The sequence below is a fragment of the Sinorhizobium sojae CCBAU 05684 genome (assembly GCF_002288525.1).
Lineage (GTDB): Bacteria > Pseudomonadota > Alphaproteobacteria > Rhizobiales > Rhizobiaceae > Sinorhizobium > Sinorhizobium sojae.
Genome location: NZ_CP023067.1, coordinates 3243920 through 3269289, shown reverse-complemented (window position 1 = coordinate 3269289; position 25370 = coordinate 3243920). Strand labels below are relative to the sequence as shown.

At 63.9% G+C, this 25370-nt stretch carries 13 protein-coding genes; 5 read left to right on the top strand and 8 right to left on the bottom strand.

Features of this window, described 5'->3' with window-relative positions; translation table 11 throughout:
* Positions 1-12 precede the first annotated feature (12 nt).
* From amaB to hglS, 3 genes are all read right to left on the bottom strand, one after another.
* Positions 13-1545, bottom strand: coding sequence for an L-piperidine-6-carboxylate dehydrogenase (gene amaB / locus SJ05684_RS15895; protein WP_034852738.1), 1533 nt, complete (start codon positions 1543-1545; stop codon positions 13-15).
* Between the two features lie 80 nt (positions 1546-1625).
* The gene (locus SJ05684_RS15890; RefSeq protein WP_034852740.1) at positions 1626-3047 is read right to left on the bottom strand and encodes an FAD-binding oxidoreductase; all 1422 of its coding nucleotides are present in this window, start codon (positions 3045-3047) and stop codon (positions 1626-1628) included.
* A 10-nt stretch (positions 3048-3057) separates the two neighbouring features.
* Positions 3058-4455, bottom strand: coding sequence for a 2-oxoadipate dioxygenase/decarboxylase HglS (gene hglS / locus SJ05684_RS15885; RefSeq protein ID WP_034852741.1), 1398 nt, complete (start codon positions 4453-4455; stop codon positions 3058-3060).
* 113 nt (positions 4456-4568) lie between these two features.
* On the opposite strand from hglS, the gene SJ05684_RS15880 reads away from it, so the two are divergent.
* From SJ05684_RS15880 to SJ05684_RS15870, 3 genes are all read left to right on the top strand, one after another.
* Positions 4569-5462, top strand: coding sequence for a LysR family transcriptional regulator (locus SJ05684_RS15880; RefSeq protein ID WP_034852743.1), 894 nt, complete (start codon positions 4569-4571; stop codon positions 5460-5462).
* Between the two features lie 353 nt (positions 5463-5815).
* Positions 5816-14428: a cyclic beta-(1,2)-glucan synthase gene (gene ndvB, locus SJ05684_RS15875; RefSeq protein WP_034852745.1), complete on the top strand. Its 8613-nt coding sequence runs from the start codon at positions 5816-5818 to the stop codon at positions 14426-14428.
* Between the two features lie 162 nt (positions 14429-14590).
* Positions 14591-15097 carry an NUDIX hydrolase gene (locus SJ05684_RS15870; protein ID WP_034852747.1) on the top strand — a complete coding sequence of 169 codons (507 nt, stop codon included), beginning with the start codon at positions 14591-14593 and terminating at the stop codon, positions 15095-15097.
* A gap of 209 nt (positions 15098-15306) precedes the next feature.
* On the opposite strand, the gene SJ05684_RS15865 is transcribed toward SJ05684_RS15870, so the two are convergent.
* Both SJ05684_RS15865 and SJ05684_RS15860 read right to left on the bottom strand, forming a co-directional pair.
* Entirely contained in the window at positions 15307-16464 is a 1158-nt protein-coding gene (locus SJ05684_RS15865; RefSeq protein WP_034852749.1) for an OpgC family protein, read from the bottom strand.
* 174 nt (positions 16465-16638) lie between these two features.
* Positions 16639-18396 carry a glucan ABC transporter ATP-binding protein/ permease gene (locus SJ05684_RS15860; RefSeq protein ID WP_034852750.1) on the bottom strand — a complete coding sequence of 586 codons (1758 nt, stop codon included), beginning with the start codon at positions 18394-18396 and terminating at the stop codon, positions 16639-16641.
* A gap of 380 nt (positions 18397-18776) precedes the next feature.
* Between SJ05684_RS15860 and SJ05684_RS15855 the strand changes: the two genes are divergently transcribed.
* Together SJ05684_RS15855 and pyc are read left to right on the top strand one after the other, a co-directional pair.
* Positions 18777-19517 (top strand): helix-turn-helix transcriptional regulator, encoded by a 741-nt coding sequence (locus SJ05684_RS15855; RefSeq protein ID WP_034852753.1) that lies wholly within the window; start codon positions 18777-18779, stop codon positions 19515-19517.
* A 115-nt stretch (positions 19518-19632) separates the two neighbouring features.
* Positions 19633-23088: a pyruvate carboxylase gene (pyc, locus tag SJ05684_RS15850; protein WP_034852755.1), complete on the top strand. Its 3456-nt coding sequence runs from the start codon at positions 19633-19635 to the stop codon at positions 23086-23088.
* A 92-nt stretch (positions 23089-23180) separates the two neighbouring features.
* On the opposite strand, the gene SJ05684_RS15845 is transcribed toward pyc, so the two are convergent.
* The 3 genes from SJ05684_RS15845 to SJ05684_RS15835 all read right to left on the bottom strand — a co-directional run bounded on the left by SJ05684_RS15845 (position 23181) and on the right by SJ05684_RS15835 (position 25366).
* A complete protein-coding gene (locus SJ05684_RS15845; protein ID WP_034852757.1) occupies positions 23181-23804 on the bottom strand; it encodes a LysE family translocator in 624 nt (207 codons plus the stop codon).
* A gap of 123 nt (positions 23805-23927) precedes the next feature.
* Entirely contained in the window at positions 23928-24689 is a 762-nt protein-coding gene (locus SJ05684_RS15840) for an amino acid ABC transporter ATP-binding protein (protein ID WP_034852760.1), read from the bottom strand.
* Positions 24686-25366, bottom strand: a complete 681-nt coding sequence (locus SJ05684_RS15835; protein WP_034852761.1) for an ABC transporter permease subunit — start codon at positions 25364-25366, stop codon at positions 24686-24688. The genes SJ05684_RS15840 and SJ05684_RS15835 overlap by 4 nt, the downstream gene beginning before the upstream one ends.
* Positions 25367-25370: the final 4 nt, after the last annotated feature.

The window sequence follows — 25370 nt, the reverse complement described above, 5'->3', positions numbered from 1 at the left end:
CCTATTCGCCAATCATTCGATGTCGAACGAGACGCCCTGCGCCAGCGGCAGAGCCTTCGAATAGTTCACCGTGTTGGTGGCCCGGCGCATATAGGTCTTCCAGGCGTCGGAGCCCGATTCGCGCCCGCCGCCGGTCTCCTTCTCACCGCCGAAGGCGCCGCCGATTTCCGCACCGGAGGTGCCGATATTAACATTGGCGATGCCGCAATCCGAGCCGTCTGCCGCCAGGAAGCGTTCAGATTCCTGCATGTCGCGGGTGAAGATCGAGGAGGAAAGCCCGGCCGCAACGGCATTGTGCTCGGCGAGCACCGCGTCGAAGTCGCTGTACTTCATGACATAGAGGATCGGCGCGAAGGTCTCTTCGAGAACTGGGCCCTCCTGCTTCGGCATCTCGACCACCGCCGGCTTCACATAGTAGCCGTTGTCGTAGCCGAGCTCGACGCGTTCGCCGCCGGTGACCGCACCGCCATGGGCCTTCGCTTCAGTGATCGCCTTCTGCATGTTGTCGAAGGCGGCCTTGTCGACGAGCGGCCCGACGAGAGCCGAGCTTTCCAGCGGATTGCCGACGGAGACCGACTGATAGGCCTTCTTTAGCCGTGGCACGAGTTGATCATAGACGCTTTCATGAACGAACAGACGCCGCAGCGTCGTGCAGCGCTGGCCGGCAGTGCCCATGGCCCCGAAGGCGATGGCGCGCAGCGCCATGTCGAGGTCCGCCGTCGGGCAGACGATTCCGGCATTGTTGCCGCCGAGTTCAAGGATCGCCCGGGCGAAGCGCTTCGCAAGTCGCGGACCGACTTCGCGCCCCATGCGGGTGGAGCCGGTCGCCGAGACGAGCGGCACCTTCGGATGGTCGACGAGCACCTCGCCGATCGACCGGTCACCGATCAGCACCTGCGACAGGCCCTCTGGCGCGTCGCCGAAGCGGGCGAGGGCGCGCTTAAGGATCGCCTGGCAGGCAAGCGCGGTGAGCGGCGTCTTCTCCGACGGTTTCCAGACGACGGCGTCGCCGCAGACGAGGGCCAGCGCCGCGTTCCACGACCAGACCGCGACCGGGAAGTTGAAGGCGGAGATGATGCCGACGACGCCGAGCGGATGCCAGGTCTCCATCATGCGGTGACCGGGTCGCTCGGTGGCGATCGTCAGCCCGTAAAGCTGCCGGGAGAGGCCGACGGCGAAATCGCAGATGTCGATCATCTCCTGCACTTCGCCGAGACCTTCGGACGGTATCTTGCCGGCTTCGATCGAGACCAGTCGGCCGAGGTCGGTCTTGAAGACGCGCAGTTCTTCGCCGAGCAGGCGCACGAGCTCGCCGCGCTTCGGCGCCGGCACCAGGCGCCAGGCGCGGAAGGCTTCGTCCGCCTTTTCGATCTTCCTGGCGGCTTCTTCCGCCGAGTCGGTCCTAAGACTTGCAATCTGTTTGCCGGTGACCGGGCTGAAGGACGGCATGTCGCCGCCGGTGTAAGCTTCCTTGGAAACGCCCATTTTTTCGAGGAGGGCTGCTGCCTCCTCGGCGACGTCGACTTTCGTGGCTGCAATATTCATGTGCTGACTCCCGTTTGATCTTGTCGTTTGGCTGTGGCGGCTCCGGGCGGAAAACCGCGCACACTTTTCCTCATCCCGCGCTAGCCGAACCGCACGCTGCCGAGCCTTCCCGGCGAGGTGATCGGCTTGAGACCGGCCGCCATTTCCTTCAGTTTTTCCGGCGTGTAGAAATCGTAATAGGCTTGGTTGCGGCGGCCGATCGCGTGCTCCGCACTGAAGCTGCCGTGATACTGCTCCACCGCGACGGCGAAGACCCATTCGCGCAGGCGCTGCTCGAAACTCGGTTCGTCCAAGAGCGGGCTATCCTTCTCGACAACCAGATTGAAGTGCACGCCGCCATCGCCGATATGGCCGAAATCGCAGACGGTGACGCCCGGAAACTGCGCCGACATCTCCGTCTTCATATGGTCGCAGAAGGCCATGATGTCACCCCGGCGGAAGGAAAGGTCGAAGGCGAACAGCTTGCCGAAATGCTTCACCCCTTCCGAAAGCGCATGGCGTAGCGCCCAGGTCTCGTGCGGCGGCCCGATGAAGCCGTCGGCGAGCGGCGCGTCATCCATTCCCCAGATCTCCGCCAGCACGCTTTCGAGCACCGCGTCGAGCGATTGCTCGCCTTCGCGCGGCGTCCATGTGCGGGAGATCTCGGCGAGGATCACATAGTCCGGTATGTTTCCGCCCTGGAACGGGTTCTTCAGCGACGGCACATGGGCGAAAGCCGCGGCGATCGCATTTCTCGACATCCCCTCGAAGGCGGAGAGATAGGCGCCAAGCCGTTCCTCCATCGCCTTGAGCAGCGGCAGCACATGCGCGCCGCCCGAAGGCACCAGGAAAGCGGTCGCTGTCTGCTTCGGCAGGCGTTCGAGATTGAGCACGCATTCGGTGACGATGCCGAAGGCGCCGGACGTGCCGATGAAGATCTGCTTCCAGTCGACGCCGGTATTGTTTTTGCGAAGGCTGCAATCGAGGTCGAGCACGGTTCCCGCCTCGTCGGCAAGAACGACCTTCAGCCCCAGCGTGTTGCGGCGGACGTCGCCATATTTGAGGAAGCGAGAGCCGCCCGTATTGGTGGCGATCATGCCGCCGATCCGCGGATCGGCGCCGAGATCGATCGGGAAGAACAGGTCGTGTTCCTCGAGCTTCCGGTTCAGGTCCGACAGGCGAAAGCCCGCATCGAGGTGAACCGATCGGTTGTCCATGTCGATTTCGAACTGGCGGGTCAGCCGGTCCAGGCTGAGGATCACGTCGCTGCCGGTTTCATCCGGCGTCGAGCCGGAAACAAGGCCGGTATTGCCGGCTTGCGGGATGAGGGCGAGGCGGTTGCGCGCGCAATAGCCGACGGCCGCGGAAACCTCCGCCGTGGTCGCGGGACGCAGCACGGCGCCGGCGCGGCCGCGATCGTAGCGGGCGCCTGTCTCATAGGCTTCCATGTCCTCTTGACGCGTGATGACGCCCTTGTCGCCAAGAAGCTCCGTCAGCGCGTCGATATGGTGCTTGTCAATCATCGTTGGCGTATCATTCCGCTGCGATCGCCGGAGTCAGCGCCTCGAGGCAGCTTTCGATCGATGCCCTTTCGATCCCGTCATAGTGCTCGAATTCGTTGAGCACGGCGGCGCCAAGGTCGGCTTCGAAGCGTTGCTGGTTCGGACTTGCGACGAATTCCTGCTGGGCACCGTCGCCGAGGTTCGACTGGAAGATACCGGCAGCGCTGACCGGAAGGAAGTCCTCGTAGACGATCGGGTCGAACCGAACGAGGCCTTCGGCGATCAGGGAGTCGATATCGCGGCGGCCGGGAAGCTTCATCCGGCGGCCCTTCTCTGTCAGAGAATAGCTGAAATAGCCGAGGCCCGCCTCGCGAATTTCGGCCCAGCTGTCGGGGAAGGCCGCGAAAGCTTCGGCAAGCGCCGCCTCGTATTGCCGGGCATTGGAACCGTCGGCTGTGGGGCGAACGACTTTGCGCGATTCGTCGAGCAGCCGATCGTAAAGACCGCGGCCCTTTGGCGTCAGCGCAATTCCGCGCTGTTCGATCTCGCCGAAGCGGGCCGTGTGGGAACCGGCCTTCCAGCAATCTCCCTCGCGGAACGACACGGCCTCTTCAAGCGCCTTGAAGGAGGTCTGGCGCAGCAGGATTGGGCACTGGCGCGTCGGCGGGCCTTCGACCACCGCCTTGGGCGCGATGCCATGGTCCGGCATCAGCGCCTGCACCCTGTCGATGTCGAGCGTGCGCGGCGTCAGGTGGTTGATGTGCGGCCCCTTGAAGCAGACGACGTCGGCGATCAGCCGGTGAGCGTCGTGCAGCCGCTTGTAAAGATCGGCGCTGACATTGGCCCGGTCGTGCCAGCGGAAGGTCTCGAGCACTTCGGCGACGAAGCGTTCCGCGTCCGCCTTGTCGAGCCCGCCGGTGCGCTCGGCTCTTCCGGTGAGCTCGACCGCTCCCTCCGTGAAGATCCGGCGCTCCTTGAGGATGGCCTCGGCTTCGGCGCGCAAGGTGACGTCGGCGATCAGGTCTAATCTCAGGAGTGAGGTGAAGACCCGGAAAGGATTGCGCTTCAGCGATGCCTCGCCGACCGGGCGGAAGGCGGTGGAATGCACCGGCACGCCGGCGGTCGAAAGGTCGTAGTAACCAACCGGATACATGCCCATGACTGCAAAGACGCGGCGCATCATCGAAAGCTCCGCGGGCGTGCCGAGGCGGATCGCCCCGTGCCGCTCCTCCGAGATGCGCTCGAGAGAATCGGTCGCCGTGAGGCGCTCCTTCAATTGCGCGTCGGCGCAGAGCGTCTCCGCATTCACCCTTTCGACCAGGTCCATCAGCGTCCCGTAGGCCGGGACCTCTTCCCGGTACATGATGGACATCGCGGCGGAAAAGGCCGAGCGGATATCGTCGGCCGAAAGGAAACTATTCTCTTTCACTGGGACTCGCCTCGCGCTAAGAGTGAAGGACAAGATCATTCTTATTTCTGATCATATCGGAACGCCACGGCCTTGGATCGCGCTGCTTCCGACTATGTTGATGCGAGGCCGGAATGAAGTTAAGCCGCCGACTGGTCCCCGACGTGACGACGCTGCAGGCTTTCGAATGCGCCGCGCGCCACGGCAGCTTCACTCAGGCGGCCGCCGAACTCAACCTGACGCAGAGCGCGGTCAGCCGCCAGATCAAGGATCTGGAAACGCAGCTCGGCGTGCTTCTCTTCGAGCGGGTGCGCCAGCGGGTCATCCTCTCGGATGCGGGGGAGAAGTTTCTGCCGGAGGTCCGCCGCCTGCTCAACCAGACCGAGGAATTGATGGTGCGCGCCATGGCGTCGGCCCGCGCCGAAGCGAGCCTCTCCATCGCGTCGCTGCCGACCTTCGGCAGCCGCTGGCTGGTGCCGCGCCTGCCTGCTTTCCTGAGGCGCAATCCCGGTACGGTTCTCAATATCGCTTCCCGTTCCGCCCCCTTCGATTTCGAGGAACAGAATTTCGACCTCGCCATTCACTACGGGCAGCCCGTCTGGGCGCGCGCCGCCTGCAGCTATCTCTGCAGCGAGGTCATCGTGCCGGTCGCAAGCCCGGCGCTCAGCGCCGCACGCCCGGTCGAAACGCCTGAAGATATCGGCGACGGTCCGCTGCTGCATCTGGCGACCAGGCCGAAGCTCTGGGCGCAATGGTTCGAGGCGAGCGGCGTCGACAGCCATGGCGCCTATCGCGGCAATCGCTTCGATCAGTTTTCCATGGTCATCGAAGCGGCGGCCGCAGGTCTCGGTTTTGCCCTTTTGCCCCGCTATCTCATCGAACAGGAACTCGCCGCGGGCACGCTGCGGATCGTTCTTGATCGACCGATGCAGACTGAGAACAGCTATTATCTCGTTGTTCCGGAAGGCAAATTGGAGAACCCGATCAGCCGCGCTTTCCGGGAGTGGATCAGCGAACAAGTCGGCTGATCCAGCGCGGCGGGAGACGTCCGGGCCGGCCATTTCCACGGCCTTTCGCCGCCCGGATCCTTGGATTTCCAGGCACCAGAAAGGGGCTGACTTGAGAGAGACGTTCATCGATCCGACGCCGCATGTGGACAGTGCGGTTTCTCACGATCCAGAGCCTGCTCAATTCCCCCGCGCCGGCGCTCGCAATCCTTGCAAGTCGCTGACACTACGGCTAAAAAATGCCATCTTCATGCATCACCCGGCCCGTGACAGCGAGCGTGCCGTCGGCTTTGCGATCACCATTGCCCCGCGTCCCGGCCGACGCCCCTCTGCACCGGCCTTCCGTTTCAGGACGATGACGGCGAATGGGGGACATGACCGTGTCTAGAAACGCACCGGCGGCGCTCGAAACTTCAGGGCCGAGATCATTGCGGCAAAACAACGAGAACCGGGCCGACGAAGCTCGGTTGGAGACAGAATCCGTACCCATGCTCCAGAACACGACGCCGTCCAGTCCACCGCGCGAACCGGAAGCGAAGCAGATCGACTACAATGATTCGATCCGCGCGAGCTATTTCTCGATAGACGATCTCAGGACCTGCGGTGCCGATCTCGCACGAAACGGCGTCAAGTCTCTGCCGGGCTTTTTCCCTTTCGAGTTCCGCGCCCGGCACCGGGAGAACGAGAAGGAAATCTTCCGCGTCTACCGGGTTACCGCCCAGGATGTCGAGGCGGGCGCTGCGATCACCCCGGCTGCCGAATGGCTGCTCGACAACCATCACGTCGTCGAGGACGCGATCCAGGAGGTCCGGCGCGATTTTCCGCGTCGGTTCTACCGGCAATTGCCGACGCTTCCGGTCTCCGGCGTCGACATTCCGCGCGCCATGGCGCTCGCCTGGCTCTATGTCGCGCACACCCACAGCACGGTTTCCTGGGAAAGCATTACCGCCATGGTCGAGGGCTTCCAGGAGCACGAGACCTTTCGGATCGGCGAATTGTGGGCACTGCCGTCAATCCTGCGCTTCGTCCTCATCGAAAACCTGCGCCGAATCGCCATCCGCGTCGAGCGCTCGCGCGCCATGCGCCAGAAGGCCAATGACGTCGCCGACCAGATCATCCGCCTGAGCGAACCGGAACGGTGCCGCGCCCTGCTTGCGGAATACGAGGCGCTGGCCGCCGACAACACCTTCATCGCCCAGCTTCTCTACCGCCTGCGCGATGGGTCTCAGACTTCGGGGGTGGTGATCGGCTGGATCGAGGAGAGGCTCGAGCGCCGCGGCACCGACGTCGAGGAGGCGCTCGTCGCGGAGCAGAACCGCCTGTCGTCGGGCAATGCGACGATGAGCAACATCATCCGCAGCCTGCGCGAAATCGACGACACGGACTGGGCCGTCTGGTTCGAAAGCGTCAGCAAGATCGATGCGACGCTACGCGCCGGTTCCGATTATGCCGCGCTCGATTTCGGCTCGCGCAACACCTATCGCGATACGATTGAGAAGCTCGCCCGCCGTTCCGGCTACAGTGAGCACGAGGTCACCCAGATCGCAATCGACATGGTCGAGGAGGCCAAGGCCGCGGCCGCCGTCGAGGCGCCGCTGCAGGAGCCGAATGTCGGCGCCTTCCTCGTCGGCGAACGGCGCAAGGACTTGGAGCGCCGGATCGGCTATTCGCCGTCGCCGCTCCAGCGCATCATCCGGCCCATTCGAAAGCTCGACTGGTTTGCGATCGCCGGGCCGAACATTCTGCTGACCGTGCTGGCGATGGTCGCCGTCTACGCCTTCGTCGACCCGATGGACATTCCGAACGGCGCCAAGCTGATCATGCTGCTTCTCTTCGCGCTGCCGGCCTCCGAAGGCGCGATGGGCCTGTTCAATACGCTGGTCACGCTGGTCGTCAAACCGTCACGGCTTGTCGGCTACGAGTTTCTCGAGGGCATTCCGCAAGATGCCCGCACGCTCGTCGTGGTCCCCTGTCTCATCGCCAAGCGCGACCATGTCGACGAGCTGGTGCGCAATCTCGAGGTGCATTACCTCGCCAATCCGCGCGGCGAGATCTATTTCGCCCTGGTGAGCGACTGGGCCGACAGCAAGGTCGAGGAAACGCCGGCCGATCACGACGTGCTCGAATATGCCAAGCGCGAAGTGGCTTCTCTCGCCGCGCGCTACGCCTATGACGGCAAGACCCGCTTCTTCCTGCTGCATCGCCGGCGCCTCTACAACGAGGCCGAGGGCGTGTGGATGGGGTGGGAGCGCAAGCGCGGCAAGCTGCACGAGCTGAACCTGCTCTTGCGCGGCGACCGCGATACCTCCTTCCTGCAGGGTGCCAATACGGTGCCGGAGGGCGTGCAATATGTGATGACGCTCGATTCCGACACGCGCCTGATGCGCGACACGGTGACGAAGCTCGTCGGAAAACTCTACCACCCGATCAACAGGCCGGTCGTGAACCCGACGACGCAGGACGTCGCGACCGGTTACAGCCTCCTGCAGCCGCGCGTGACGCCGTCTCTCACCACCGGCAGCGATGCCTCGGCTTTCCAGCGCATCTTTTCGGCCAGTCGTGGCATCGACCCTTACGTCTTCACGGTTTCCGACGTCTACCAGGATATTACCGGCGAAGGCAGCTTCACCGGCAAGGGCCTGTATCATGTCGATGCCTTCGAAGCGGCGCTGAAGGGCCGTGTCGAAGAGAATGCCGTGCTCAGCCACGACCTGCTCGAAGGCTCCTATGCGCGCTGCGCCCTCGTCACCGACGTCGAGCTCGTCGAGGATTTCCCGATCCGATACGAAGTGGAGATGTCGCGCCAGCATCGCTGGGCGCGCGGCGACTGGCAGCTGCTGCCCTATATCTTCAACCCGTCCAATGGGCTTTCCATGCTCGGGCGCTGGAAAATGTACGACAACCTGCGTCGGTCGCTCATTCCGGTCGCCTGGCTCGTCGCCTCGGTCATGGGCTGGTACTACATGGAGCCGATGGAGGCGTTGATCTGGCAGCTCGTGCTGATCTTCAGCCTTTTCGTCGCGCCGACCCTGTCCCTGATCTCGGGGCTGATGCCGCGGCGGAGCGACATCGTCGCGAGAGCCCATATCCACGCGGTGCTCTCGGAAATCCAGGCGGCCAATGCGCAGGTTGCGCTCCGCATCGTCTTCATTGCCCATAATGCGGCGATGATGGCGGATGCGATCGTCCGCTCGATCTACCGCACCTTCGTCAGCCGCAAGCTGATGCTCGAGTGGCGCACGGCGGCACAGGTCCAAAGCGCCGGCCACGGATCGATCGGTGACTATTTCCGCGCCATGTGGGCGGCCCCGGCGCTGGCCGTGGTCTCGCTGGCGCTTGCGGCGATCTCGGACACCGGATTGCCCTTCATCGGCATTCCCTTTGCCCTGCTTTGGGCGTTCTCACCCGCGGTCGCATGGTTCGTCAGCCAGTCGGCCGAGACGGAGGACCAACTCGTCGTTTCCGAAGAGGCGATCGGCGACATGCGCAAGATCGCCCGGCGGACCTGGCGCTATTTCGAGACCTTCGTCACCGCCGAGGGCAACTTCCTGCCGCCGGACAATTTCCAGGAAACGCCGCAGCCGGTCTTGGCGGAGCGAACCTCGCCCACGAATATCGGCGTCTATCTGCTCTCGGTGATGTCGGCGCGTTCCTTTGGCTGGATCGGCTTCGAGGAGACGATCACGCGGCTCGAGCAGACAATCGCGACGATCGACCGCATGCCGAAATATCGCGGGCATCTGTTCAACTGGTACCGCACGCGCACGCTCGAGACGATGGAGCCCCGCTACGTCTCCTCCGTCGACAGCGGCAATCTCGCCGGGCACCTGATCGCGGTCTCGTCGATGTGCCGCGAATGGGCGGAGGCACCCTCCGCTCATGTCCAGGGCAATCTCGACGGCATCGGCGACGTCGCGGCGATCCTTGCGGAACTGCTGTCGGAACTGCCCGACGACCGCAAGACCGTGCGGCCGCTCCGGCGCTTGATCGAAGAGCGCATCGCCGGCTTCCAGAATGCGCTTGCCTCGGTCAAGCGCGAGCGCGAGTTCGCATCCATCCGAGTGATCAACCTGGCGGTGCTCGCGCGCGACATTCACAAGCTGACGGTCAACCTCGACCATGAGGTGCGCACCCAGCAGACCGGCGAGGTGGCAAAATGGGCGGGTTCGCTGGCGGCGACCTGCGAAGCCCATATCGCCGACGGCGTCTTCGACCTCGGCGCGATCGAGGCGCTGCGCCAGCGGCTGCTGGTGCTCAAGGAGCGCGCCCGCGACATCGCCTTCTCGATGGATTTCGGTTTTCTGTTCCGGCCGGAGCGGCGGCTGCTCTCCATCGGCTACCGGGTGAACGCCAACGAACTCGACGAGGCCTGCTACGACCTGCTCGCGTCGGAAGCGCGGCTGACAAGCCTCTTCGCCATCGCCAAGGGCGACCTGCCGACCGAGCACTGGTACAAGCTCGGCCGTCCCGTCGTGCCGGTCGGCGCGCGTGGCGCGCTCGTCTCCTGGTCGGGCTCGATGTTCGAATATCTGATGCCGCCGCTCGTCATGCAGGAACGCCAGGGCGGCATTCTCAACCAGACCAACAATCTGGTGGTGCAGGAGCAGATCAATCACGGCCGACGCCTGGGAACGCCTTGGGGCATCTCCGAGGCCGCGTTCAACGCGCGCGACCATGAGCTGACGTACCAATACACGAATTTCGGCGTTCCGACGCTCGGCCTCAAGCGCGGCCTCGGCCAGAACGCGGTGATCGCGCCCTATGCGTCGATCCTCGCCTGCATGTACGATCCGAGGGCGTCGCTCGATAACCTGGAGCGGCTGAGGGCGCTCGGCGCGCTGGGCCCCTATGGCTACCACGACGCCGTCGATTTCACGCCGACACGCGTGCCCGAGGGACAGTCTTGCGCGGTGGTACGCAACTACTATGCGCATCATCACGGCATGTCGATCGCGGCGATCGCAAACGTCGTCTTCAATGGACAACTGCGCGAGTGGTTTCATGCCGATCCGGTGATCGAGGCCGCCGAGCTTCTGCTGCAGGAGAAGGCGCCGCGCGACATTCCGGTGATGGCCGCCAAGCGCGAGCCGGAATCGCTCGGCAAGGGCCATGCCGATCTCCTGCGTCCGGAGGTCCGCGTCATCGAAGATCCGCTGATGCAGGACCGCGAAACGGTGTTCCTGTCGAACGGCCACTACTCGATCATGCTGACGGCGACCGGCGCCGGCTATGCCCGCTGGAACGGGCAGGCGGTTACCCGCTGGAAACCGGATCCGGTGGAAGACAGGACCGGAACCTTCATTTTCCTGCGCGACACGGTAAGCGGGGAATGGTGGTCGGCGACGGCAGAGCCGCGGCGCGCGCCGGGCGAAAAGACGCTGACGCGCTTCGGCGATGACAAGGCCGAGTTCGTCAAGGTCGTCGGCGATCTGACGAGCGAGGTCGAGTGCATCGTCGCCACAGAACACGATGCGGAAGGCCGCCGGGTGATTCTGCTCAACACGGGGCTGGAAGACCGCTTCATCGAGGTAACATCCTATGCCGAGCCGGTGCTCGCCATGGAGGAGGCCGACAACGCGCATCCGGCGTTCTCGAAGATGTTCATCCGCACCGAGATCAGCCGCCAGGGCGACGTCATTCGCGTCTCGCGCAACAAGCGCAGCCCGGGCGATCCGGATATCGCGGTCGCGCATCTCATCACGGACAATGCCGGCAGCGACCGCCACACCCAGGCGGAAACCGACCGGCGCCGCTTCCTCGGCCAGGGCCGCACCCTTTCGGAGGCTGCCGCCTTCGATCCTGGCGCGGCGCTCTCGGGCACCGACGGCTTCACGCTCGATCCGATCATGGCGCTTCGCCGCGTCGTGCGGGTTCCGGCCGGCAAGAAGGTAAGCGTCATCTTCTGGACGGTCGCTGCCCCCGACCGCGAGGGCATCGACCGGGCGATCGACCGCTATCGTCATCCGGAGACCTTCAATCACGAGCTGATCCATGCCTGGACGCGCAGCCAGGTGCAGATGCGCCATGTGGGCATCACCTCCAAGGAGGCTGCGTCCTTCCAGATGCTCGGCCGCTATCTGGTCTATCCGGACATGCATCTCAGGGCCGACACGGCGACGGTGAGGGCGGGGCTTGCCACGCAGGCGGCACTCTGGCCGTTGGCGATATCGGGCGATTTCCCGATCTTCTGCCTGAGGATCAACGACGACGGCGATCTCGGCATCGCCCGCGAGGCGCTCCGCGCCCAGGAATATCTGCGGGCACGCGGCATCACTGCCGATCTGGTGGTGATCAACGAGCGCGCCTCGTCCTATGCGCAGAACCTGCAGCACACACTCGACGCCATGTGCGAGAACTTGCGGCTGCGCGGCCTTTCCGACGGTCCGCGCCAGCACATCTTCGCGGTACGCCGCGATCTGATGGAACCGGAGACCTGGTCGACGCTGATCTCGGCATCGCGCGCCGTGTTCCACGCCCGCAACGGCACAATCTCCGACCAGATCGCTCGCGCGAGCTCGCTTTACGCGAAGCCTCTGGAAAGTAGCGAAGAGACGACGCAGATGCTGCTGCCGGTGATGCAGGAGGGCGCCGCAGGGCCAGCCGCCGCCGTTAACGGCGACGATCTCGAATTCTGGAACGGCTTCGGCGGCTTTGCCGAGGACGGCCGCGAATATGTGGTGCGGCTCAGAGGCGGCGAGGCGACGCCACATCCGTGGATCAATGTCATCTCCAACGAGAACTTCGGCTTCCACGTTTCTGCCGAGGGCGCGGCCTTCACCTGGAGCCGCAACTCGCGCGACTACCAGTTGACCCCCTGGACCAACGATGCGGTCGTCAATGCGCCGGGCGAGGCGATCTTCATCCGCGACCTGGAGAGTGGCGCGGTGATGACGCCCTATGCGGCACTGTCGCGGCGCAAGTCCGCGGTTTTCGAGGCGCGCCACGGGCTCGGCTATTCTCTGTTCAGAAGCGCGCAGGACGGCCTGGAGATCGAGGCGGCGCATGCCGTGCACCCGACCCTGCCGGCGAAGCTCGTCCGTATTTCCCTTCGCAACCGCGGCTCCGCGCCCCGCAGGCTTCGGCTTTACGGCTATGCCGAATGGGTTCTCGGCAACAATCGCGGCCGCACGGCACCCTTCGTGGAGACAGAGTGGCAGGAAGCGGCCGCCGCGCTGCTCGCGACCAATCCCTACAGCATCGACTATGCGGGCCGAGTGGCGTTCTTTGCGTCCGACGGCGACGTTGCGAGCTACACGGCGAGTCGGCGCGAGTTCCTCGGTCGGGCCGGCGGCATTCTCGCCCCGCAGGCGGTGCTGTCGGGGGCGGGCCTTACCGGCGCGACCGAGGTCGACGGCGACGCCTGTGCAGCGCTTGCGAGCAATCTTACCATCGAGCCGGGGGCGGAGCGGCAGATCACCTTCTTCCTCGGCGATGCCGACAATGCCGAAGCGGTGGAGGCGATCCTTGCAGAATTGCGCGCGGCCGACTTCGATACGGTAGTGGAGACGGCAAAGGGATTCTGGGCCGATTTCACCGGTACGGTGAAGGTCAAGACGCCGGATCGGGCCTTTGATCATTTGATCAACCATTGGCTGCCCTACCAGGCGCTCGGATGCCGGATCATGGCGCGCGCGGCCTTCTATCAGGCGAGCGGGGCATTCGGCTTCCGCGATCAGCTCCAGGATACGCTGGCCTTCCTCGTTCACCGGCCGGAGCTTGCGCGCGCGCAGATCCTCAACGCTGCTGCCCGGCAGTTCGTCGAGGGAGACGTGCAGCACTGGTGGCTGCCGGGAACGGGTGCGGGCGTGCGCACGATGATATCCGACGACGTCGTATGGCTCGCCCATGCGGTTGCCCATTATTGCGCCGTCATCGGCACGACGGATATCCTCGAGGAGGAGCTTGCCTTCCTGACCGGGCCGGCACTGGAAGAGGGGCAGCACGACAGCTTCTTCAAGCCGGAGCCGGCCGAAGAGATCGGCGACGTTTACGAGCATTGCGCCCGCGCGCTCGATCTCGCGATCATGCGGACGGGGGCCAATGGCCTGCCCCTGATCCTTGGCGGCGATTGGAACGACGGCATGAACCGCGTCGGCGAAGCGGGCGAGGGGACGAGCGTCTGGCTGGGCTGGTTCCTCGCCGGCACGCTCCGCGCCTTCCTGCCCCATGCGCGTGAGCGCCAGGACGAGAAGCGGGTGACGCTCTGGGAGTCGCATCTCGAGGTGGTGAAGCAGGCTCTGGAGGAGGCCGGCTGGGACGGCGACTACTATCGCCGCGGCTATTATGACGACGGCACGCCGCTCGGTTCGGCGACAGGCGGTGAATGCCGGATCGATTCCATTGCCCAGTCCTGGAGCACGCTTTCCGGCGAGGGCGATGCGGAGCGGTCCAGGCGCGCGATGGATGCGGTCATGGCGGAACTAGTCGATCCGGAGAAACGCATCGTCCGCCTCTTCACCCCGCCGCTCGAAGAGACCGAGCAGGATCCGGGCTATATCAAGGCCTATCCGCCGGGCGTGCGCGAGAATGGCGGCCAATATACCCATGCGGGCACCTGGGTCGTGCTGGCCTTTGCCGCACAGGGGCGGGCGGAGGAAGCCTGGCGCGCATTCCAGATGCTGAATCCGGTATCGCATGCGCTCAATCGCGAAGAGGCGGAACATTACCGGGTCGAACCCTATGTGGTCGCGGCCGACATCTATGGCGAAGGAGCGCTTGCCGGCCGTGGCGGCTGGACCTGGTACACGGGTTCGGCCGGCTGGCTCTACCGGGCCGGCGTAGAGGGTATTCTCGGCATCGGTCAGAAGGGCAAGAGACTGGCGGTTCGGCCGGTTCTGCCGGAGCATTGGGACGGCTACACCGCCGAGGTCCGGGTGAACGGCGCCACGCACCGGATCTCCGTCAGCCGCGATCCGAAAACCGGCAAGCCGATCGTCAGCATCAATGACAGCCTTACGAAGGACGCGCATGAGGGCGTGTTACTGTAGTCGCCGGAACTGAGCTCGAGATGAGCCGGCTTCGCACCGAAAGGGCGAGGCTGGCTTTTCCTGGGGGTGAGCATCTTCTCGCGGGATTGTCCGGAAGGTGCTCGTAGCGCTCCGTGAGCTGAGCCGGAGACTTACATTAGGCCAGGCAGGAGAAGTGAGCCGATGAATCTGATGACGCGAACCATGATCCTCATGGATGCGGGTGCTTCCCGTTTCCAAGTTCGTGTGGGCGCGTTGATCTGGTCAAATGGACATATCCTCGTCCATCGTGCAGCGGGCGATACATATTGGGCTCTCCCCGGAGGGCGAGTCGAACTTCACGAGCCGAGCCCCGCGGCACTGGCGCGGGAAATCGAAGAGGAAATTGGTTGCCCGGCGAACATTGGGTCACTGCGCTTTATCATTGAGAATTTTTTCGAATTGGACGGACGCAAAGCACATGAGATCGGGTTTTACTTCGATACCGTGCTGTCGCGACCTCTTCCGTTTCACTCGAGCGAGATTGTACATCGCAGTCGCGACGGAGAGGCTGAGTTGGAGTTCCGGTGGGCTTCACCGACGGCCTCCGCCCTTGATGCATTGGATTTGAAGCCCGCTCCATTTCGGGAGTTGATCGAGACTCTACCGACCAGCGTGGCGCATCACGCGCACTATGACCACGCGAAATAAAATAGCGGTCGGGCAGACTGCCCATCACGGTTGCCTGAAGAGGCTCTGGAGTGAGAGTCGATCTGCTCGGATCTTGCGAGCATCGCAGGGCTCCGAGCATGGCAGCGAAGCACCCCCTTCTGGCCCGCCAATGTCGGAGGGCCAGAAGGGGGTATCCACGCCGGCTTTGCCGACCTTCGCTCCTGACCCCGGCTTTGACCCCAGGCGCACTACGCAGCCGCGAGCGGCCTCGCCGTTCCCACGTCCTTAAGCCAGTCGAGATAGTAGGCGTAGACGAAGTGCAGACCGATGCCGGCGATGACATAGAGCGAGCCGGCGATCGGGTCCTTGTCGGTGACGAAGAGAAATACTTGTCCCGCCATGGCGAGGATCGTTCCGAAGACGAAAACCGGAAGAGAGTGCCGGCCGATCATCACCAGCGGGTGATCGGCGCGCAGGCGCGCCAGTCGGCTGATGCCGGGAATGACCGCAAGGAGATAGGCGAGCGCCAGCACGTGCAGCAGCCGCGTCAGCGACAGGAACGTTTTGTCGAAGCCGGTCAGGACCGCCGGCAGGCCGAAGGAAATGTCGATACTCCACCAGGAGAACAGCACCCAGCAGGCGGAGATGAGGACATAGGCGGCGGAAAGCCCGATGAGCCAGGGGCTGCGCGGCAGCTCGCCGCCCGCGCGCACATGGTTCATGCAGAGGATGCCGATCACGAAGAGGAACTGCCATGACCAGGGATTGAGGAACCAGTAGCCCTCGTCGAGGAAATTGTAAGGCACCAGCTTCAGGCAGCCGGCGGCAAGCCACAATGTTGCCGAGACCGCAAACAGCAGGCGGGGACTGATGGCATTCAGCCAGAGCATGGCCGGCAGCATCAGGAGCAGCACGGCATACATGGACAGGATATTGTTGTAGCCGAGCTGGTGGCCGAGGAGCACCATGGCGACGATGCCCTGTTCCGTCTGCTCGACGAGGGGGCGGATATTGATCTCGCCGAGTAGTTCCTGCCGGCCGAAATAGAGCGCGCCGGCGGAAAAGATCGCAAGCGTCACGATGCTCGTCATGATGTGCGCCACATAAAGCGTCATGGCGCGCCGCCATGCCTTGAGCGTCGAAGCGAGCCGTGCTCCGGCGACGAAATTGCGTCCATAGGCGGCGCCGACCGCAAGGCCGGAGATCAGCACGAAGGCCTCGGCCGAATCGGAAAAGCCGAAGTTCTTGTGCGTGAGATATTCGAGATATTGCCCGGGCACATGGTTGACGAAGATCGTCAGCAGGCAGAGGGCCCGGAAGACGTCGAGGCGTGTGTCACGGGCCGTCGCGCCGGGGCGGACGGCTCCCATTTGCTCTCTGGCGCTCTGAAAGGTCTTTTGCAGCATGCGGTCCTATCCGGGTTCGGCGCCCCGCCCCACCCTGCAGCGGGCCTACAGCCGCTGCGGCCTTTTGAATGGCTGCGTGTCCTTGTCCTTGGAGACGAGTCGATCCGACGGACATGCAGCGTTTGGAACGGGACGGCGCCGCGCCCGAAGAGCCGGCGCCGTCGGAGTCGCAATTCACGCCGCGGTGAGGCTCCGGCGGACATCGTCGTCCGTCAGGATGCCGCTGGCGCGCAGGAGGGCTGCGAAGCGGCCGTTGCTGCGGCTGAGCTCGTTGAAGCCGCCCATCTCGACGATGCGGCCGTGATCCATGAAGATGACGAGGTCGGCCTCGCGCACCGTCGACAGCCGGTGGGCGATGATGAAGGTCGTGCGGTCCTTGCGCAGGGCGTCGATCGCGTCCTTGACGCGGGCCTCAGTCTCGACGTCGAGGGCGCTGGTCGCCTCGTCGAGCACCAGGATCGGCGCGTTCTTGAGTATGGCGCGGGCAATCGCGACGCGCTGGCGTTCGCCGCCGGACAGCCGATTGCCGCGTTCGCCGACGACCGTGTCGTAGCCGTGGACGCGGTCTTCGATGAAGTCGCTCGCGGCGGCGGCTTCGGCCGCGGCCATGATCTCTTCGAGCGTGGCGTCTTCACGGCCAAGCCGAATGTTGTCGCCGATCGACCGGTTCATCAGGCCGGCATCCTGGAAAACGGTGGCGATCGAACGGCGCAGCGACTTGCGGGTAACTGTGGAGATGTCGACCCCGTCGATCAGGATCTGGCCGTGCTTGGGATCATGGACCCGCTGCAGGAGGTTGACGAGCGTCGTCTTGCCGGCGCCGGTCGGACCGACGATGGCGATCGTCTGGCCGGCCTTGGCCGTAAAGGAGACGTTGCGCACGCCTTGCGCGGAATTCGCAAAGTCGAAGGAGATGTCGCGGAATTCCACCTCTCCGACGACGCCGGTCAGCTCCTTGGCGCCGGCCGGCTCCTCGCGTTCACGCACCGCATCTTCGAGTTGGAAGAAGTCCTCGAGCTTGGCACGCGCCTCGAAAATCTGGGTGGCGAAGGCCTTCATCTGGTCGAGGCGGCCGATCAGGAGATTGGCGAAGCCAATGAAGGCGATGACCTCGCCGACGCCAAGTTCGCCGCGCTGCACAAGAATGGTGCCGATGACGAGGATCGCCATCATCGAAATGGTCGAGGCCATGCGGTTGAGCGCGCTTGCGAGCGCCCACCAGTCGAGCACCGGATACTGCGCAGACAGCAGCCGTTCGGTGAACTTCTTCAATTCGCGCGTTTCCGCCTCGATGCGGTTGTAGCTGTGAACCACGGACACGTTGCTGATCGAGTCGGAGACGTGGGAGAAAACCGTATGATAGTGGTTCTCGACCGAGGCCTGGCCTTCCTTCGTGCGGTTCATCACCACCTTGCTGATCACCACATAGGCGGCGCCGAGGATGACGAGCACGATCGAGAGGCGGACATCCATCGCGAAGGCGGTCGGCACGAGCAGCACGAGCGCGACGGCGGTCGCAAGGTGCTGCCGCATGAATTCGAGCCAAAGGCCGAAGAGGGTTTCGCAGGCACGCAAAAGCGTGTGCAGCGCGTTGGACGTGCCGCGCTGGCTGTGCCAGGAGAGCGGCATCGAGACGATCCGGCCGAAGGCCTGGGTCAGGAGTGTCGCTCGCCGGCCATGTGCAAGGCGGTCGGCCTCGCGCGAGATGAGCACGAAGGCAATGGTGTTGAACACCCCGAAGCCCGCCCACAGGAGCAGCATCGGAGTGACTTCCTTTTGCGACGAGATCGCGTCGATGATGCGACCGAACAGGATCGGTTCTGCAATCGTGATGACGGCGAGGACGATATTGGCAATGACGATCGCCCCGACGCGGAACTTGTGAACAGCAAGGTACTGAAGCGCTCTTGCATACACCTGTAACAAAGACACTGTCTCACCCCTTTGGGCATCGATTGGACGCCGCGACCGAGCGGTGCGGCAGGTGCGATGCGTCTTCGCCAGCCCCGGCGCGATGGCGCTTTCGCCATGCGGGAACCGACAAAGCCGCGCGGAGACGGTCCCGTGAAAAAACCTGCTGGAAATGCGGAAGGGGGCAGATCAGAAGGCCGGATCGTCCGCCGCCATGGGAGGGTTGGCGGGAAGGCTCACAGCTCGCTATCTCTTGCCCCGACTCCGATTTTTTGCAGGTTTCGTTCAGAACCGGGCGTGGTAAGAAGAATTATCGCGGTTGCAACATGAATGGCTTCTGAACGGCGTATTCATGTTGAAATTCCAGGGCGCTGCAGCCTGTTCTGACCTGAAGGTGTTCCATGAATATCACGTTGCTCGTACAGTTTCTGGCGCTTCTGGAGGAGATGAGGACACGCGAAGAGATCCTGCCGGAGTTCGAGCGGCTGCTCGATCGCTGCGGGTTCGACTTCTATGGCGTGGTGCGTCAGCCGAAGCCTCACGAAAATCCGCTGCGACTGCTGCTCGCCGGGCGCTGGCCGGAGAATTGGCCGCAGATCTACATCCGCAAGAAATACGTCGTCATCGATCCGACCATCCGCTATCTCGGTCACGCCCAGCGCGGATTTCGCTGGCGCGACACGCTGGCCGCCTTCCGCTCGGACCCGCACCGCAAGCGCATGGAGAGCATGATGGTGGAGGCGCGCAATCACGGCCTCTTCGACGGCTATATCTTCCCGGTGCACGGGCGACGCGGGCTCATGGGCAACCTTACGGTCGGCGGCCGCGTGGTCGATCTCACCCCGGTGGAACTGAGCCTCTTCGACTCGATCGCCAGGCGGCTGTTCTGGAAGCTGCTCGAGCTTACCGACCCGGAGATCATGGCGGAGCTCGTCTCGCGCGTCGAAGTGCAGATGACGCGACGCGAAATGGAGGCGCTGAACTATCTCGCCGACGGCATGACCTCGAACGACATCGGCAAGGTCCTCGACATTTCGAGCCACACGGTCGACTGGTACATGAACGGCATTCAGGAAAAGCTGAAGGCGAAGAACCGCCATCATGCCGTCGCCATCGCCTTCCGCCTCGGCCTGATCTCGTGAGAAAACGGGTCATATTCGCGTCGCATCTGAAATTGCACTTCATTCCGTGACTCGCTAATAGTTCATTTCGCGGGTGCAGCATTCCCGTGAATTCAAGTCTATTGAGGAGTCCGACTTGTCCATCTCAAAGATCCTTGTTGCCAACCGATCCGAAATCGCCATCCGCGTCTTCCGCGCGGCCAACGAGCTGGGGCTTGAAACGGTCGCGATATGGGCGGAGGAGGACAAACTGGCGCTGCACCGCTTCAAGGCGGACGAGAGCTACCAGGTTGGCCGCGGTCCGCATCTTCCCCGCGATCTCGGGCCGATCGAGAGCTATCTGTCGATCGACGAGGTGATCCGCGTCGCCAAGCTTTCCGGCGCCGATGCCATCCATCCCGGCTACGGGCTCCTCTCAGAGAGCCCGGAATTCGCCGAAGCCTGTGCCGAGAACGGCATCACTTTCATCGGCCCGAAGCCGGAGACGATGCGCCAGCTCGGCAACAAGGTGGCCGCCCGCAACCTGGCGATCTCGATCGGCGTGCCGGTCGTGCCGGCGACGGATCCGCTGCCGGACGATCCGGCGGAGATCACGCGGCTTGCCGAAGAAATCGGCTATCCGGTGATGCTGAAGGCCTCCTGGGGCGGCGGCGGCCGCGGCATGCGCGCGATCCGCGATCCCAAGGACCTGATCCGCGAGGTGACGGAGGCCAAGCGCGAGGCGAAGGCCGCCTTCGGCAAGGACGAGGTCTATCTGGAAAAACTCGTCGAGCGCGCCCGGCACGTCGAAAGCCAGGTTTTGGGTGACACCCATGGCAACGTCGTTCACCTCTTCGAGCGCGACTGCTCGATCCAGCGCCGCAACCAGAAGGTCGTCGAACGGGCTCCCGCCCCCTATCTCACCGAGGCGCAGCGCCAGGAACTCGCCGACTATTCGCTGAAGATCGCCCGGGCGACCAACTATATCGGTGCCGGCACGGTCGAGTATCTGATGGATGCCGACACCGGCAAGTTCTACTTCATCGAGGTCAATCCGCGCATCCAGGTCGAGCATACGGTGACCGAGGAGGTGACCGGCATCGACGTCGTCAAGGCGCAGATCCATATCCTCGACGGTTATGCCATCGGCACGCCGGAATCGGGCGTGCCGCGCCAGGAGGATATCCGCCTCAACGGCCATGCGCTGCAGTGCCGCATCACCACCGAGGACCCTGAGCAGAACTTCATTCCGGATTATGGCCGCATCACCGCCTATCGCGGTGCCACCGGCTTCGGCATCCGGCTCGACGGCGGCACTGCCTATTCCGGTGCGGTCATCACCCGCTATTACGATCCGCTCCTGGAGAAGGTCACCGCCTGGGCGCCGAACCCGGAAGAGGCGATCCGCCGCATGGATCGGGCGCTCAGGGAATTCCGCATCCGCGGCGTCGCCACCAACCTCACCTTCCTCGAAGCGATCATCGGCCATCCGAAGTTCCGCGACAACAGCTATACGACGCGCTTCATCGACACGACGCCGGAACTGTTCCAGCAAGTCAAGCGCCAGGATCGCGCCACCAAGTTGCTCACCTATCTCGCCGACGTCACAGTCAACGGGCATCCGGAAGTCAAGGGCCGGCCGAAGCCGTCGAACGATATCGCCGCGCCCGTCGTGCCCTTCATCGATGGCGGCGTAAGGCCGGGCACCAAGCAGCGTCTCGACGAACTGGGACCGAAGAAGTTCGCCGAGTGGGTCAAGGCGCAAAAGCCGGTGCTCATCACCGACACGACAATGCGCGACGGCCATCAGTCGCTGCTTGCGACCCGCATGCGCACCTATGACATCGCCCGTATCGCCGGCACCTATGCCCGGGCTCTGCCCAACCTCTTCTCGCTCGAATGCTGGGGCGGCGCCACTTTCGACGTCTCGATGCGCTTTCTGACGGAGGATCCGTGGGAGCGGCTGGCGATGGTGCGCGAAGACGCGCCGAACCTGCTTCTGCAGATGCTTTTGCGCGGCGCCAACGGCGTCGGTTACAAGAATTATCCGGACAATGTCGTCAAATACTTCGTCCGCCAGGCGGCCAAGGGGGGTATCGACGTCTTCCGCGTCTTCGACTGCCTCAACTGGGTCGAGAACATGCGCGTCGCGATGGATGCGGTCGCCGCGGAGGACAAGATCTGCGAGGCGGCGATCTGCTATACCGGCGACATCCTCAATTCCGCCCGGCCGAAGTACGATCTCAAATACTACACGGCGCTCGCCGCCGAGCTGGAAAAGGCCGGTGCCCACATCATCGCGGTCAAGGACATGGCGGGGCTGCTGAAGCCGGCGGCCGCGCGGGTTCTCTTCAAGGCGCTCAAGGAAGCGACCGACCTGCCGATCCACTTCCACACCCACGATACGTCGGGCATTGCCGCTGCCACGGTGCTCGCCGCAGTCGAATCCGGCGTCGACATCGTCGATGCGGCAATGGATGCTCTTTCGGGCAATACCTCGCAGCCTTGCCTCGGCTCGATCGTCGAGGCGCTTTCCGGCACGGAGCGCGATCCCGGACTCAATCCCGAATGGATCCGCCGCATCTCCTTCTACTGGGAGGCGGTGCGCCACCAATATGCGGCCTTCGAGAGCGACCTCAAGGGGCCGGCCTCGGAAGTCTACCTGCATGAAATGCCGGGCGGCCAGTTCACCAATTTGAAGGAACAGGCCCGCTCGCTCGGGCTGGAGACCCGCTGGCACGAGGTGGCTCAGGCCTATGCGGACGCCAACCAGATGTTCGGCGACATCGTCAAGGTGACGCCGTCTTCCAAGGTCGTCGGCGACATGGCACTGATGATGGTCAGCCAGGACCTGACCGTTGCCGATGTCGAGAACCCGGCGAAGGACATCGCCTTCCCGGATTCGGTCGTCTCCATGCTCAAGGGCGATCTCGGCCAGCCGCCGGGCGGTTGGCCGCAGGCCTTGCAGAAGAAGGTGTTGAAGGGCGAGGAGTCTTATACCTCCGTGCCGGGCTCGCTTCTGCCGCCGGCCGATCTCGACCAGGAGCGCAAGACCATCGAGGAGAAGCTCGGCCGCGAAGTGACCGACTTCGAGTTCGCCTCCTATCTGATGTATCCGAAGGTCTTCACCGACTATGCGGTCGCCTGCGAGACCTACGGTCCGGTAAACGTCTTGCCGACGCCCGCCTATTTCTACGGCATGGCGCCGGGCGAGGAGCTTTTTGCCGATATCGAGAAGGGCAAGACGCTGGTCATCCTCAACCAGGCCCAGGGCGAGATCGACGAGAAGGGCATGGTCAAGGTGTTCTTCGAGCTGAACGGTCAGCCGCGTTCGATCAAGGTGCCGGACCGGGCGCACGGCGCTTCCGCCGCCATCCGCCGCAAGGCCGAAGCCGGCAACGCCGCCCATCTCGGCGCCCCGATGCCGGGCGTCATCTCGACTGTCGCGGTCATCACCGGCCAGGCGGTGAAGGCCGGAGACGTGCTCTTGTCGATCGAAGCGATGAAGATGGAGACGGCACTGCACGCCGAGAAGGACGGGGTCATCGCCGAGGTGCTGGTCCGCGCTGGCGACCAGATTGACGCGAAGGACCTGCTCATCGTGTTCGGCTGAGCCGCCTTGCGCCGGCAAAGATGGACAGCGGCTTCCCGATAACGAGTCGGGAAGCCGCAGGCCGTTTCACTGTCCTTTAGTCGGTTCCGAACTTAACTTCCCGACCTCACCGCCACGGTCGCGACCCCCGCTCCGACGAGTAACGTGCCGCCGGCCTTGTTGAAAATGCAGATCGCGCGAGGATTGCGGACGACGTTTCGTGCCCTAGATGCAACAAGCGCGTAGCCAAGAGCATTGGCGAAAGCGAGCGCCAGGAACGTGGCCTCGAAGATGGTCATCTGGACCAGAAAATCCGCGCTACGGTCCAGGAATTGCGGCAGGAAAGCTACGAAGAAGGTAATGCTTTTCGGATTGAGTGCGGTAACCAACCAAGCATGCCCGGTCATCTTCGCCGCGGACGCCACGTCCGTGCGCGGCTTGGCGTCGAGTGCGCCGCCTGCGCGGAAGAGCCTGACACCGAGATAGATGAGATAGGCAGCGCCTATCCACTTCAGGATCGTGAAGACCGTCGCCGATGCCATGAGCAGAGCGCCGACGCCAAGCATCGACAGCGTCATCGCTGTGAAGTCGCCAACCGCTACGCCGGCAGCGATCGGCAACGCGGCGCGCCAGCCTTGCCCAAGCGCATAGGATACGACGAGCAGGATTGTGGGGCCAGGGATAATGAGAAGTACCGTGGAGGCCGCGGTGAAGGCGATCCAAGTTTCGAATGTCATGGGGAGTCTCCTGCTAAAAAACAGGATAAATCCTTACTGGAGGACTTTTGTAAAGGGGGTCACGCTCGACGCCCGACCAGCCATTTTCGGGTATGAAAATGCCAAGGACCGCTTCTATCGCGCTCAAATCTCATAGCTCATCGGCGCACTGAGCGAGGCAATGAACCGCTTGGTGCGCTCACGCTCCGGCGTCGTGAAGATCGTCTTCGGCGGTCCGCTTTCGACGACGACTCCGGCGTCGAGGAAAATCACGTGTTCGGCGACGCGGGAGGCAAGCCGCAGGTCGTGGGTGGCCATGATCATCGTCGTGCCTTCGCGGGCAAGCCGGCTAAGCACCTCGACCACCTCTTCCGCCAGCTCCGGATCGAGGGCCGAGGTCGGTTCGTCGCAAAGCAGCACGCGGGGCGATGGGGCAAGCGCCCTGGCGATCGCGACGCGCTGCTGCTGGCCGCCAGAGAGCGTTGCCGGCCAGGCGTCGGCCTTGTGGGCCATGCCGACCTTCTCAAGGAGTTCGAGCGCGCGGGCGCGGGCGCGATCCGCGGGCCATCTGAGCACGGTGACGAGGCCCTCCATGACGTTGCCGATCGCCGTCTGGTGCGGGAAGAGCTGAAAGTTCTGGAACACCATGCCGGTCTGGCGGCGGAGCTTCTGGACCGCCTGCCAGCCGACCTTGCGGTCGGGCGCGAATTCCAGCCGTTCGTCGCCGAGGCGGATGGCGCCGCTGGTCGGGATTTCGAGAAGATTGACGCAGCGCAAAAGCGTGCTCTTGCCTCCGCCGGAGGGCCCGACAAGGGCCGTGACTGTGCCCTCCGCCAGCGTCACGCTGATGTCGTTCAGCACTGTATGGGTGCCGAAGCGCTTGACGATATGCGAGAGCTCGATCATGCGCGCGCCTCCAGGAAGCCGCCATAGCGGGCGAAGCGGTGCTCCAGCTTCACCTGTAGGGCCGAAAGCACGGAACTCATGACAAGATAGATCAAGGCGGCCTCGATGTAGAGGATCAGCGGCTCATAGGTGGTGGCGACGATGCGCTGCGCCGTCTGGAAGAGTTCGGGCACGGTGATCGCGGCGGCGAGCGAAGTGTCCTTCACCAACGAGATGAAAGTGTTCGACAGCGGCGGCACGGCGACGCGGCCGGCCTGCGGCAGGATGGTGCGGCGCATTGCCTGGGGCCAGCTCATGCCGATCGAGTAGGCCGCCTCCCATTGCCCGCGCGGGACCGACGAGATGACGGCGCGGATGATCTCGGACGAATAGGCGCCGACATTCAGCGTGAAGCCGATCAGCGCGGCTGGAAAGGCGTCAAGCAAGATGCCGAGGCTCGGCAGGCCGTAGAAGATGACGAAGAGCTGGACGAGCAGCGGCGTGCCGCGGATCACCCACACATAGAAGCGCGCCACGGCGACGAGCGGGGCCGGGGCAAAGAGCCGGACGAGCGCGGTGACGAGGCCGAGCAGGAGGCCAAGGGTGAAGGAAAGCAGCGTCAGCGGAATGGTGAAGATCAGTCCGGCCCAAAGCAGGGTCGGCAGCGATTCCGCCATCAGGTTGAGCCAGTCGGGCAAAGAA

Bases quoted from the DNA above. Each gene is read 5' to 3' on its own strand.
- amaB (WP_034852738.1), bottom strand. From the start codon at position 1,545: ATGAATATTGCAGCCACGAAAGTCGACGTCGCCGAGGAGGCAGCAGCC.
- SJ05684_RS15870 (WP_034852747.1), top strand. From the start codon at position 14,591: ATGAATCTGATGACGCGAACCATGATCCTCATGGATGCGGGTGCTTCC.
- SJ05684_RS15890 (WP_034852740.1), bottom strand. From the start codon at position 3,047: ATGATTGACAAGCACCATATCGACGCGCTGACGGAGCTTCTTGGCGAC.
- SJ05684_RS15855 (WP_034852753.1), top strand. From the start codon at position 18,777: ATGAATATCACGTTGCTCGTACAGTTTCTGGCGCTTCTGGAGGAGATG.
- SJ05684_RS15845 (WP_034852757.1), bottom strand. From the start codon at position 23,804: ATGACATTCGAAACTTGGATCGCCTTCACCGCGGCCTCCACGGTACTT.
- SJ05684_RS15880 (WP_034852743.1), top strand. From the start codon at position 4,569: ATGAAGTTAAGCCGCCGACTGGTCCCCGACGTGACGACGCTGCAGGCT.
- ndvB (WP_034852745.1), top strand. From the start codon at position 5,816: ATGACCGTGTCTAGAAACGCACCGGCGGCGCTCGAAACTTCAGGGCCG.
- SJ05684_RS15865 (WP_034852749.1), bottom strand. From the start codon at position 16,464: ATGCTGCAAAAGACCTTTCAGAGCGCCAGAGAGCAAATGGGAGCCGTC.
- SJ05684_RS15840 (WP_034852760.1), bottom strand. From the start codon at position 24,689: ATGATCGAGCTCTCGCATATCGTCAAGCGCTTCGGCACCCATACAGTG.